The sequence below is a fragment of the Mesorhizobium sp. LNJC394B00 genome (assembly GCF_000502555.1).
Lineage (GTDB): Bacteria > Pseudomonadota > Alphaproteobacteria > Rhizobiales > Rhizobiaceae > Mesorhizobium.
In genome coordinates, this window is the sequence record NZ_AYWH01000001.1 from 220462 (window position 1) to 232891 (window position 12430).

At 63.8% G+C, this 12430-nt stretch carries 11 protein-coding genes; 7 read left to right on the plus strand and 4 right to left on the minus strand.

The window, feature by feature from the left end:
• Positions 1-113 precede the first annotated feature (113 nt).
• Entirely contained in the window at positions 114-1889 is a 1776-nt protein-coding gene (locus tag X751_RS162325; RefSeq protein WP_023738469.1) for a tetratricopeptide repeat protein, read from the plus strand.
• A gap of 207 nt (positions 1890-2096) precedes the next feature.
• Here the strand turns inward: X751_RS162325 and X751_RS162320 are convergent, their stop codons facing one another.
• On the minus strand, positions 2097-2558 hold the full coding sequence (locus tag X751_RS162320; RefSeq protein WP_023687114.1) for a GNAT family N-acetyltransferase: 462 nt from the start codon (positions 2556-2558) through the stop codon (positions 2097-2099).
• A 176-nt stretch (positions 2559-2734) separates the two neighbouring features.
• On the opposite strand from X751_RS162320, the gene X751_RS162315 reads away from it, so the two are divergent.
• The 3 genes from X751_RS162315 (at position 2735) to X751_RS1000000164650 (ending at position 6662) form a co-directional block, all read left to right on the plus strand.
• Positions 2735-3679, plus strand: a complete 945-nt coding sequence (locus X751_RS162315; RefSeq protein WP_023738470.1) for a glycine--tRNA ligase subunit alpha — start codon at positions 2735-2737, stop codon at positions 3677-3679.
• A gap of 64 nt (positions 3680-3743) precedes the next feature.
• Positions 3744-4019, plus strand: coding sequence for a hypothetical protein (locus X751_RS1000000166710; RefSeq protein ID WP_156929806.1), 276 nt, complete (start codon positions 3744-3746; stop codon positions 4017-4019).
• A gap of 54 nt (positions 4020-4073) precedes the next feature.
• Complete coding sequence (locus tag X751_RS1000000164650) at positions 4074-6662, plus strand: glycine--tRNA ligase subunit beta (protein ID WP_023738471.1); 2589 nt, start codon at positions 4074-4076, stop codon at positions 6660-6662.
• A gap of 76 nt (positions 6663-6738) precedes the next feature.
• Here X751_RS1000000164650 and X751_RS162310 read toward each other — a convergent pair whose 3' ends face one another.
• Both X751_RS162310 and X751_RS162305 read right to left on the minus strand, forming a co-directional pair.
• A complete protein-coding gene (locus tag X751_RS162310; RefSeq protein WP_245259948.1) occupies positions 6739-7122 on the minus strand; it encodes a hypothetical protein in 384 nt (127 codons plus the stop codon).
• A 152-nt stretch (positions 7123-7274) separates the two neighbouring features.
• Positions 7275-7733 carry a hypothetical protein gene (locus X751_RS162305; RefSeq protein WP_023743666.1) on the minus strand — a complete coding sequence of 153 codons (459 nt, stop codon included), beginning with the start codon at positions 7731-7733 and terminating at the stop codon, positions 7275-7277.
• A 367-nt stretch (positions 7734-8100) separates the two neighbouring features.
• Here X751_RS162305 and X751_RS162300 point away from each other — a divergent pair, with 367 nt between their 5' ends.
• From X751_RS162300 to X751_RS162290, 3 genes are all read left to right on the plus strand, one after another.
• Positions 8101-9066, plus strand: a complete 966-nt coding sequence (locus tag X751_RS162300) for an L-threonylcarbamoyladenylate synthase (protein ID WP_023692098.1) — start codon at positions 8101-8103, stop codon at positions 9064-9066.
• A gap of 18 nt (positions 9067-9084) precedes the next feature.
• Complete coding sequence (locus tag X751_RS162295) at positions 9085-10515, plus strand: FAD-binding oxidoreductase (protein ID WP_023743667.1); 1431 nt, start codon at positions 9085-9087, stop codon at positions 10513-10515.
• Positions 10516-10699: 184 nt separating this feature from the next.
• On the plus strand, positions 10700-11266 hold the full coding sequence (locus tag X751_RS162290) for a DUF6101 family protein (RefSeq protein WP_023743668.1): 567 nt from the start codon (positions 10700-10702) through the stop codon (positions 11264-11266).
• A gap of 173 nt (positions 11267-11439) precedes the next feature.
• On the opposite strand, the gene ubiA is transcribed toward X751_RS162290, so the two are convergent.
• Positions 11440-12423, minus strand: a complete 984-nt coding sequence (gene ubiA / locus X751_RS162285) for a 4-hydroxybenzoate octaprenyltransferase (protein WP_023727500.1) — start codon at positions 12421-12423, stop codon at positions 11440-11442.
• Between the last annotated feature and the right edge of the window lie 7 nt (positions 12424-12430).

A 12430-nucleotide genomic window follows, 5' to 3' on the forward strand; every position in this document is an offset into this window, starting at 1 on the left:
GAATTCGGCCCGGATTGAAGCCTGACCCCAAAAAGGCCATGCTTTGTCAGGAAACATCGAGTCTATGGCTTCTCCGCGCCGACGCGGGATGGCGCTTGGCTGAAAGGGATACGATGCGGCAAGGACGTGCGCGCTGGCTCGCAGGGCTGGCAATTGTGGCAGGGATGGCGATTTCTCCGCTGCCTGCCTACGCGAAGGAATCGACCGACCCGGTCAAGATCACCTCCTTCTCGGGCGCCTATCTCGCCGCCCGCATCGCCGAAGGCGACAACGACCTCGACAATGCCATCGCTTATTACAAGCAGGCGCTCGCCTTCAATCCCGGCGACACCTCGCTGCAGCAAAGCCTGATGCTGTCGCTGATCGCGCAAGGCCGCTTCGAGGAATCGCTCGTCTATGCCGACAAGCTCAAGGCAGTTCCCGACGTCGAGCGCTTCTCGCGTCTGGCTCTGGCGGTCGATTCCTTCCACAAGAAGGATTTCACCAAGGCGCAGTACTGGCTCAAGCTGTCGCTCGAATCCGATCTCGACCGGCTGATTTCCGGCGTCATGTCCGGCTGGGCACAAGAGGGCGCCGGCGACCCCACCGGGGCGATGGTCTCGATCGACAAACTGCAGGGGCCGGACTGGTTCGGCCTGTTCAAGTCCTTCCACCGCGCGCTGATCGCCGATGCCGCAGGCCTGTCGGACAAGGCCGACGCGCTTTATGACGCGACCCTGACCGACGTCACGGCCGGCGGTGCCGCGCCCGAGACATGGATGCGCAACGCCCAGGCCTACGCGTCTTTTCTGGCGCGCAAGGGCAACAGGAACAAGGCGCTCTACGTGCTCGACAAGGCCGAGGCGTTCGCGCCCGGCAAGCTGGACATCCAGGCGCTTCGCGACAGCATCAGCAAGGGCGACAAGATCGAGCCCTTCGTCGCCAATCCCTCCGACGGCGCCGCTGAAATCCTGCTCGACCTCGCCATCGCGCTCAATCGCGGCGGCGGCGAGCCGTTCGTGCGCCTCTATCTGCAATATGCGCTCGCGCTCAAGCCCGACAGCGACGCCGCTTTGGTGCAGCTTGCCGCCGTCGCGGAGCAGTTGAAGGACGGTGAAGGCGCCATTGCTCTCTATAGCCGCATTCCAGCCTCTTCGCCGCTGAAGGAGCTTTCCGACCTGCAGCTCGGCCTCAACCTTGCCGATCTCAACCGTCACGACGAGGCGATCGCCCATCTGAAGGCATTCGTCGAAGCTCACCCCGATGACATGCGCGCCTATCTGGCGCTGGGCGGGGTCTATGCCTCGAAGGAGGATTTCCGCTCCGCCGCCACTCTCTACGACAAGGCGGTCGCGGTGCTGAAGACGCCGACCAATGCCAACTGGAACATCTACTATCAGCGCGGCATCGCCTATGAGCGGCTGAAGGAATGGCCCAAGGCCGAACCGAACTTCCTCAAGGCGCTGGAACTGTTCCCCGACCAGCCGCAGGTGCTGAACTATCTCGGCTATTCCTGGGTCGACATGAACATGAACCTCAAGGAAGGCCTGGCGATGATCCAAAAGGCCGTCGACCTCAGGCCGAGCGACGGCTACATCGTCGATTCGCTGGGCTGGGCCTATTTCCGCATGGGCCGGTTCGACGACGCCGTGCGCGAAATGGAGCGCGCCGTGTCGCTCAAGCCGGAAGATCCGGTGCTCAACGACCATCTCGGCGATGCCTATTGGCGCGTCGGCCGCAAGCTCGAAGCCACATTCCAGTGGAACCAGGCGCGCGACCTGAAGCCGGATCCCGATGTGCTTGCCATTTTGCAGCAGAAGCTGATGAAGGGCCTGCCGCCGATCGAATCCAACACGGCGCAGGAAACCCCGAAGGTCAAGCCGGCCACCCCGCCAGCGCCGAAAGGGTGATCGGGCCATACTTCTGATGAAACGGGGCTCTCGCTGAGCCCCGTTTTTTCGGTTTGGCGTCTTAGAGCAATTCCAGGAAAGTGTGCGCGGTTTTCCGTTCGGAATTGCGACAGAAACAACGAGATAGAGACGCCCTATCGCGATCGTCATTCTATGGCGGAGCAAGGAGCGAAGCGACGCGGCGCAGACCCAGCGTTGGCGCTCATTCTAGAACAGCTTTCGGTAGACGACGAACCCCGAGAGATCGCCGATCTTGTCGTAGAGCTTCATCGCCGTGTGGTTGGTTTCGTGTGTCAGCCAGTAGACGCGGCTGGAGCCTGCGGTTTGCGCCCTGGTATAGACGTCTTCGATCAGTGCCCGGCCGACGCCCTTGCCGCGCGACGCCTCATTGGTGAAGAGATCCTGCAGATAGCAGTTCGGCGAAATCGCCGTCGTGGTGCGGTGGTAGAGATAGTGGACAAGGCCGAGAAGCTTGCCTTCGCTCTCGGCGACCAGCGCATGCATAGGCTCATAGGCATCGAAGAAGCGCGACCATGTCATTGCAGTGATGTCACCGGGCAGGGCGGTCTCGCCCGAGCGGCCGTAAAACGCATTGTAGCCGTCCCACAGCGGCAGCCATTGCTCGTAATCCTCTCGGGTGACGGGGCGTACGGTGAACTGGCCTTGCATGGCTGAACCTTTGTCGTTGAAGCTGGGCGAGCAAACGGCCACCGGCACCGTCCGGCAATGGGCCAGTCCGAAGCAAAGCGTTCAACCTCTCATCAAGGCGGCGATAGGCGCTGCCTTGACGCCTACCGGCCCGGCAACTAGGGAATGGCATCATTTCAGCGCTTTCCGAGGCCGCCGTGACGTCAGACAGTCCAGCCCATATGCATCCCAGCCGCTCGTTCCAGGGGCTGATCCTGACCCTGCACAATTACTGGGCCGCCTATGGCTGCGTCATCCTGCAGCCTTACGACATGGAAGTCGGCGCCGGCACCTTCCATCCGGCCACCACGCTGCGCGCGCTCGGGCCCAAGGGCTGGAACGCCGCCTACGTCCAGCCCTCGCGCCGGCCGAAAGACGGCCGCTATGGCGAAAACCCCAACCGGCTGCAGCATTATTACCAATACCAGGTGATCCTGAAGCCCAATCCGCCGAACCTGCAGGAGCTTTATCTCGGCTCGCTCAAGGCGATCGGCGTCGATCCGCTGCTGCACGACATCCGCTTCGTCGAGGACGACTGGGCAAGTCCGACGCTGGGCGCCTGGGGGCTCGGCTGGGAGTGCTGGTGCGACGGCATGGAAGTGTCGCAGTTCACCTATTTCCAGCAGGTCTGCGGCATCGAATGCGCGCCGGTGGCGGGAGAACTGACCTACGGCCTGGAGCGGCTGGCCATGTATGTGCAGGGCGTCGACAATGTCTACGACCTCAACTTCAATGGCCGAGAAGGCGCCGAAAAAGTCACCTATGGCGATGTCTTCCTGCAGGCCGAGCAGGAATATTCCAGGCACAATTTCGAATATGCCAACACCGCCATGCTGCTCAGGCATTTCGAGGACGCCGAAGCCGAATGCAAGGCGCTGCTCGCGGCCGGCGCCCCGGCTTCGAACGACGATCTGCCGATGCACCGCATGGTCTTCCCGGCCTATGACCAGTGCATCAAGGCCAGCCACATCTTCAACCTGCTCGACGCGCGCGGCGTGATTTCGGTGACCGAGCGGCAGAGCTACATCCTGCGGGTGCGCAATCTGGCGAAAGCTTGCGGCGAGGCATTTTTGCAGACCCAGGCCGGCGGGCTCGCCGCCTGAGGCTCACTTCATCATTTCGAGAGAAATGTTGATTGGGGCCAATATCGGGCCAGTCGACCCCGCCATGGTCCGCATAGCCTGCCGTACGCCCGGCATCGAGAAGGCGCCATGCACCTGCGCGGCGAAACAGGCGCTGAGCGCGATGATCTGGAGAAGTCTCGATGCCGTTTTCATGGTCGTTCAGCCAATAGGTCCCTGCCTGAGCGTTGGTCGCTTCAGCGCTGCGTTTGGTTCATGGAAATCTTTGATCCAAGGACGGGCGGGCTGGTTGCGGCCCGACAGCGCCTTGAAAATTTTAGAAAATCGGCCCGGGCCGACGATCGGCAAGCGCAAAGGGTGACAGCGGCCAGCCGAGTTGCTATGCCCCGCCGACCATTGTCGCGCGAGCCTAACCATGCCTGATCTTTTGCTAGAACTTCGCTCCGAGGAAATCCCCGCCCGCATGCAGCGCAAGGCGGCGGGCGATCTCAGGAAGATGCTGACCGACGGTCTGGTCGAGGCGGGTCTGACCTATGACGCCGCGCGCGAATACTGGACGCCGCGGCGCCTGGCGCTCGATGTGAGGGGCCTGACCGCGCGCTCGAAGGACATCCACGAGGAGATCAAGGGGCCGTCGACGACGGCGCCGGAACAGGCGGTGCAGGGTTTTCTGCGCAAGGCAGGCCTTGCCTCGGTTGCCGAGGCGCATGTTCATTCCGATCCGAAGAAGGGCGATTTCTACGTCGCCCATATTTCGAAGCCGGGCAGGGCGGCGGAAGAAATCATCGCCGAACTGGTGCCGGCCATCATTCGCGGCTTCCCCTGGCCGACATCGATGCGCTGGGGGCCGGCTTCGGCCAAGCCCGGTTCGCTGCGCTGGGTGCGGCCGCTGCAGACGATTCTGTGCACCTTCGGCCCGGAGACCGAGGAGCCGGTGGTGGTCGATTTCGAGATCGATGGCATCCGCTCGGGCAATATCACCTATGGCCATCGTTTCATGGCGCCGGGTGAAATCACCGTGCGCCGCTTCGACGATTACGTGACCAAGCTGGAAGCGGCCAAGGTCGTGCTCGACGGCGACCGGCGCAAGGAGATCATCCTTGCCGACGCCCGCAACCTCGCCTTCGCCAACGGGCTCGATCTGGTCGAGGACGAAGGGCTGCTGGAAGAAGTGTCGGGCCTGGTCGAATGGCCGGTGGTGCTGATGGGCGAATTCGAACAGGCCTTTCTTGCCATTCCGCCCGAGGTGGTCCGGCTGACCATCCGCGCCAACCAGAAATGCTTTGTGACATCGCGCCCAATCTCCCCCCTAGAGGGGGAGATGTCGGCGAAGCCGACAGAGGGGGGCGCTGTCCCGCCGACCTCTCCGCGCGAAGCCCCCCCCTCTGCCCTGCCGGGCATCTCCCCCTCAAGGGGGGAGATTGGCCAATCGCCTCTCTCCAACCGCTTCATCCTCACCGCCAACATCGAGGCCAAGGACGGCGGCAAGGAGATCGCGCACGGCAACGGCAAGGTGGTGCGTGCCCGCCTGTCGGACGCGCTGTATTTCTGGAAGACCGACCAGGGCGATCTGCCGGATCTGGAGCAGCTCGAGGCGTCGGCGAAGAAATTCGGGCTCGATCTGAAAAAGCCGCTCGACCAACGCATGGCCCGCCTCGACCATCTCGGGGTGACTTTCCACGCCAAGCTCGGCACGCAAGGCGAGCGGGTGGAGCGGATCAAGCGGCTGGCGGAAGAGCTGGCGCCAACAGTGGCGCAGTCGATCTCCCCCCTTGAGGGGGAGATGGCCGGCAGGCCAGAGGGGGTCGCTTCGGCTGCCGCGACGCCGTCCGGTCTCTCGAAGAAAGAGGGAGTTGGCGCTCCACGCGAGACGACCCCCTCCGTCGCCTTCGGCGACATCTCCCTCTCAAGGGGGGAGATTACCGCGCTCGCCGCTCGCGCCGCTGTGCTGGCCAAGGCCGATCTCACGACAGAAGCAGTGGGCGAGTTTCCGGAACTGCAAGGCGCCATGGGCCGCAAATACGCGCTGCTGCAAGGCGAGCATCCGTCCGTGGCCGCGGCGATCGAGGAGCACTACAAGCCGCAAGGTCCGTCCGACCGCGTGCCGACCGATCCGGTGTCGATTGCCGTCGCGCTGGCCGACAAGCTCGACACGCTGGTCGGCTTCTGGGCCATCGACGAAAAGCCAACAGGGTCTAAGGACCCTTACGCGCTGAGAAGGGCCGCACTGGGCGTGGTGAGGATCCTGATCGAGAATGGGATCTCACTGCCGCTGACATCGCTCTTCGATAGTGCCTATCAAACGGCGAGTTATCTCGCGTCTAAGGCTGGACGGGCCTTTGGCCCCGACCTCCTCGCCTTCTTCCACGACCGCCTGAAAGTCTATCTCCGCGACCAGGGTGCTCGGCATGATCTCATTGACGCCGTGCTGGCAGGTGGTGGAAGCGCGCCAATCTCCCCCCTTGTGCTGGCGGCGAAGCCGACAAAGGGGGGCGCTGTCCCGCCGACCTCTCATTCTGGCGCGCTCCCCTCTGCCCTGCCGGGCATCTCCCCGACAAGAGGGGAGATCGGACAATCGCAGTCGGACGACCTCCTGCAGATCGTGCGTCGCGTCGAAGCTCTGGGGTCCTTCCTCGACACCGAGGACGGCAAGAACCTGCTCGCGGGCGCCAAGCGAGCGGCCAACATTCTGGCCGCCGAGGAGAAGAAGAAAACGCGCGTCGCCGAGACTGTTGAGCCGGCGCTGTTTCGCGAGGAGGCCGAGAAATCGCTGTTTGCGGCGGTGAATCAGGCGGAGAGAGAAGCCGGCGAAGCGATTCAAAACGAAGACTTTTCCGCCGCCATGCTGGCGCTTAGCGTGCTGCGCGAACCGGTTGATTCATTCTTTGAACGTGTTCTCGTGAATGATGAGGACCAGGCCGTGCGCGCCAACCGCCTGGCATTGCTCGCCCGCATCCGCACGGCCACCGACCAGGTGGCTGATTTCTCCAGAATAGCTGGCTAAGCGACGGACAAGCCCGAAGACGGGCGGCGTTCATACGCCGCCCGTCTTGTTTTCAGTCCTCCCGAGGCTGACTCCGTCAGTCCTCCAAAATGCTGACATGCACGCTGTCTGAATAGACGTCGACCTGGATCAGCGGCTCGCCATTGACGATGGCGTTCCGTGTCGAGGAGCTCATCGCGCCACCGCGCTTCAGCATGCGTTCCAGATACGCGCGATCATCGTTGCTGCGGAACCAGTCATCGCCCTGGTCGTCGGCATCGCGCCGGTGGAACTTGTGCCAGTTGGCACGGTCCTGCCGCACCATCTGTGCTGCGCTGCTCAGCTCATAGCCGTCGCTGGCATGGTGGTCGCGATCGGAAATGCGCGCGACGTAGGACCCTAGCTCGTCACCGGCCTGCGCGCCGCCGACAGCTATAGGTGACGCCAGCAACAGGCCGGCAACAGTCAAAGATTTCGTCATGTTCATGATAACCCCTCGCTCTCCTAGAACCCGGCGCGCTCATGCCAAACCCGATTGGCGAAATTGGGGCCGCCGCCGCCAAGCCGATGGTGCGCCGGGGCGTCGATCGGCGTCAAGCGGCATGGATCGGCCGACTGTCTTGGCTGAATGGCCTACTCGGCTTTGCCGACGCCCTCAATCGGCTGCTGCGGTGTTGCTGCCGGCTGCGGCGCTGCCGGTTGCGACTCGGGCTTGCCGTTCGATGCCGTTGCAGTTCCGGCTGGTGCGGTCTCTGCTGTCGGCTCAGTTGCCGGCGCCGCGGCGCTCGCCCTGGCCGGAGCCGGCGCGGCGAAGGCGCCGCCGACGACGCCGCCGCGAATGATCATCGGGTCCTGGCCGTGCCTAGGCTTTTCGGGGATCGCCGCGACCTTTTCATAAGTCACATCGGGCTGGGCATCGCCGAGTGCGACGATCGATGGCGACGAGGCGATCCTGACCGGTCCGGATCCGCCAACCTTGATGACCGATGGCGTCGAGGTCGAGACGCCGAGAAAGACGATCGACGAGGCGTGCGCCCCACCGGTCATCGCCGCCAGGGTGAAACCAAGCGCTCCAAGCACACGCATCGACATCGAAACCGTCCCCTTGCCCAACAAGCCGCCAGCCCTAACCCAAGTAGCCTAACCCCAGTGGATTGATGCCGGCTTGCAGGGAAACATAGCATTTTAGGCATTGATAATTCGCCAACGCCGGCTTGCCCGAAAACCACTGCCGTATTAGAGCAATTCCAGGAAAAGTGAGTAGCGGTTTTCCGTCCGGAATTGCGCAAAAACAAATACTTAGAGCGTTTCAGCGAACCGCTGAACCGCTCTAATGCATGTCGCTCAAAAGTGGCCCCGGTTTTGAGAGAACGACATGCATCAAAACAAAGACCTAAAGCGCGTCGCATGAATCGGTTCAGCGCGACGCGATTTAGGGGGTGCCTGTGAGGTGAAGCGAGTGGCTGAGATACTATCCGTCGGCGAAGCGATGGAGCAGGCGTTGGCGCTGCTCGAGGGCGGTGACGTCGTCGCCATCCCGACGGAGACCGTCTATGGACTGGCCAGCGACGCGACCAATGGCGTCGGCGTCGCCCGCATTTTCGAAGCCAAGGGCCGGCCGCGCTTCAACCCGCTGATCGCCCATGTCGCCGATCTCGCGATGGCCGAGCGCATTGCGATCTTCGACCCGCTTTCGAAGCGGCTGGCCGAGGCGTTCTGGCCGGGGCCGCTGACGCTGGTGCTGCCGCTCCGACCCGGCAACGGCATCCATCCGCTGGTCACCGCCGGGCTCGATACGATCGCGCTGCGCATGCCGAGGGGCTTCGGCGGCGAGCTGATCGCCAGGCTCGGCCGGCCGCTGGCCGCGCCCAGCGCGAACTCTTCGGGCAAGATAAGCGCCACGACAGCGCAAGCCGTGGCGGCCGATCTCGGCGCCAAAATCCGGCTGGTGGTCGATGGCGGCGCCACCCCGGTCGGGCTGGAATCGACCATCGTCAAGGTCGAAGGCAACAGCGTGCGGCTGCTGAGGCCAGGCGGCATCGCTGCCGCCGATATCGAGGCGGTCACCGGCATTAAGCTGCAGCGCGGCGCGACAGCCGGCATCGAGGCGCCCGGCATGCTGGCGTCGCATTATGCGCCGCGCGCATCGGTGCGGCTCGATGCACAGAGTGTGGCTGAAGGCGAGGCCTTGCTGGCCTTTGGTGGCGACCGCGCCGAAGGCTGGCAAGCGGCGGCCGCCTTGCGCAACCTGTCTGCGTCAGGCGATTTGCGCGAAGCCGCAAGCAATCTGTTCGCGTATTTGCAGGAACTCGACCGCAGCGGTGCGGCGACGATCGCCGTCGAGCCGATCCCGTTCGACGGGCTCGGCGAGGCGATCAACGATCGGCTGTTTCGTGCCGCTGCCCCCCGTGACAAGCTCGATTGAGCGCCATAGTTTGCGCCCATGAACGACTCCCCCTTCGACCTCGATCCCGCTCTCATCGCCCGCTTCGCGGCAATCGTCGGCGACAAATATGCGCTGCGCGACCAGGCCGATATTGCGCCGTATCTGACCGAGCGGCGCGGCCTATGGCACGGCAGGACCGCCTTGGTGCTGCGTCCCGGCAGCGTCGACGAGGTCAGCCGGATCATGCGGCTGGCGAGCGAGACGGGAACGCCGGTCGTGCCGCAAAGCGGCAACACCGGGCTGGTCGGCGCCCAGGTGCCGGATGCCTCCGGCCGCGAGATCGTGCTGTCGCTGTCGCGGCTGAACCGCATTCGCGAGATCGACGTCTTCTCGAACACGGTGACCGTCGAAGCCGGCGTCATCCTGCAGACGCTGCAGGAAGCCGCCGACGCCGCCGACCGGCTGTTTCCGCTGTCGCTTGCCGCGCAGGGCTCCTGCCAGATCGGCGGCAATCTCTCGTCCAATGCCGGCGGCACCGGCGTGCTTGCCTATGGTAATGCGCGCGAACTCTGCCTTGGTGTCGAAGTCGTGCTGCCGACCGGCGAGGTGTTCGACGATCTGCGCAAACTGAAGAAGGACAACACCGGTTACGATCTGAAGAACCTGTTCGTCGGCGCCGAAGGCACGCTCGGCATCATCACTGCGGCGGTGCTGAAGCTGTTTCCCAAGCCCAAGGGGCGCGAAGTCGCCTTTGCCGGCCTGTCGTCGCCGGAAGCAGCCCTTTCGCTGTTCAGCTTGGCGATGGACCGGGCAGGGGCCGCACTCACCGCCTTCGAACTGATCGGCCAGCGCCCTTATGATTTCACGCTGCGCCATGCGCAGGGCGTCACGCGGCCGCTGGCGCAGGATTGGCCATGGTATGTGTTGATGCAGGTGTCGTCGGGCCGCTCGGCCGAGGACGCCAGGGGGCTGATCGAGGAGGTGCTGTCGGCAGGCCTCGAGCAAGGCATCGTCGGCGACGCGGTGATCGCGGCAAGCCTGGCGCAGGGCGACGCCTTCTGGAATTTCCGCGAGGTGCTGCCGGATTCGCAAAAGCCCGAAGGCGCGTCGATCAAGCATGATATTTCGGTGCCGGTGGCATCCATCCCGGCGTTTATCGAAAAGGCGGCCGGTGCAGTGGCTTCGGTCAGTCCGCAGGCGCGCGTGGTCTGCTTCGGCCATATGGGCGACGGCAATCTCCACTACAACATCTCCCGGCCGGAGGGCGGTGACGACGAAGCGTTTCTCGGCCTCTACCACGCCATGAACCATGCCGTGCACGATGTCGTGCGCTCCTTCCACGGTTCGATCTCGGCCGAGCATGGCATCGGCCAGTTGAAGCGCGACGAACTGATCGCCACCGCGCCGCCAATGGCGATCGAACTGATGCGCCGGGTGAAGGCCGTCTTCGATCCGGCCGGCATCATGAATCCCGGTAAGGTTATCTGATCCTTTCAACATTTTGTGGCTGGTCTCATTCCGATAACCATCGCCTGATATCAGCAAAATTTAACTGACTTTCTTAAGCCGCGCGGCAGAAGCTCGCGCTAATGTTTCACACAACGAGGCCGGGAAAACCGGCCCGGTGGGATCCGTGAAAGCGGCTCTCAGGAGAAACACAGGAAGGCAGCAGATGAACAGTGTATTGAAGCCCGTCTGGGCCGGGCGCAACATGCGCCTCGACCCATTCCGCCTGCCGCAAGTGGTGAGCTATGCCACGCGCGACGACTATGGCGACGTTACCTTTACCATCGACCAGCGCGGCGCCGTCATCCGCCGCACGCTCGAGATGAGCGGCGTGCCGGCGATCATCGCTCTGCCCGCCAACGCGTTTCGCGGCGTTGCCGCCCGCGCCATGGAGGATCCGGAAGGCAATGTCACGGTAACCCTGGAACTCCTGCACAACGACCCGATGCTGTCGGTGCCGCTGCTGGTGGCCGACGATCTCGAAGACGTCGCCGCCGACTGGCGCGCCTGGGCCGATGCCTATCGGCTGCAGATGCTTTTGATCGAATCCGACGGAATTGCCCGCACGCTTGAGGAATCGCTGGGCGCCGCCATCAAGGCGCTGCCGGCCAAGGATCGCCGCAAAGGCCGGGTCTCGACCACGCGCCGCCCACGCTTCCTCGCCCGCCGCAGGGCCGGCGACCTCGGGCTGAGGCTGGTTATTGATGGCCAGGAGATTATTTCGAGAGAATAGAGCGCTCTTCTCCTTCCCCCCTTGTGGGGGAAGGTGGATTGCCGCGAAGCGGCAAGACGGATGAGGGGTGTTCCAGGGAACGCCAACGCCTCACTCCGCTGGAGCACCCCTCATCCGTCTCGGCGCTGCGCGTCGATCCACCTTCTCCCACAAGGGGAGAAGGAAGAGGGAGCCTACACCAGCGGCTTCAGCGCCACCCACAGCGCACCGCCGATCAGGCCGAGGAAGATCAGCCAGCCGACCTGGTTGTTCGATTTGAACAGCCGCAGGCATTGATCGGGATCGTTGATATCCAGAACCGCTATCTGCCGCGCCATATGCGCGCCGGCGGCGATCAGCCCGGCCAGCGCCACCACCGGCGCCTGCACCGAGGCGAAGGCGATGGCAAAGCAGACCAGCGTGCCGCCATAAAGCCCGACCAGCCAGGTCTTGGTGTTGTCGCCGAACAGCCGCGCCGTCGAGCGCACGCCGACAATGGCGTCGTCTTCCTTGTCCTGATGCGCGTAGATAGTGTCGTAGCCGATCACCCACAGGATTGAGCCGATATAGAGCATGACGGCCGGGCCATCGAGATCGCCGAACTCGACCGCCCAGCCCATCAGCGCACCCCAGGAGAAGGCGAGCCCGAGCACCAATTGCGGCCAGTTGGTGAAGCGCTTCATGAAGGGATAGACGGCAACGATGACCAGCGAGGCGATGCCGAGCGGAATGGCGAAGTCGTTGAACTGCAACAGCACGACCAGCCCCAGCAGCGCCTGGATGACCAGGAATATCCAGGCCTGGCGGCGCGTCACCTTGCCGGCCGGCAGCGGCCGCGAACGGGTGCGCTCGACCTTGTTGTCGATGTCCTGGTCGACAATGTCGTTATAGGTGCAGCCGGCGCCGCGCATGGCGACGGCGCCGACGAAGAACAGGAACAGGAACCATGGCGACGGGAGCAATGTGAGCAGCGGGTCGCTTGCGCGCGGATAGGCGCTGGCCGCAAGCGCTGCCGACCACCAGCAGGGCCACAGCAGCAATTGCCAGCCGATCGGCCGGTCCCAGCGCGCAAGCTGCGCGTAAGGCCACAGCCAGCGCGGCAATATCTTGTAGACCCAATGGCCGCTCGGCGCGTCGGCGACGCGGCCCTGTGCGGCTTTCGACTGGATGGTTTCCATCGTGCTG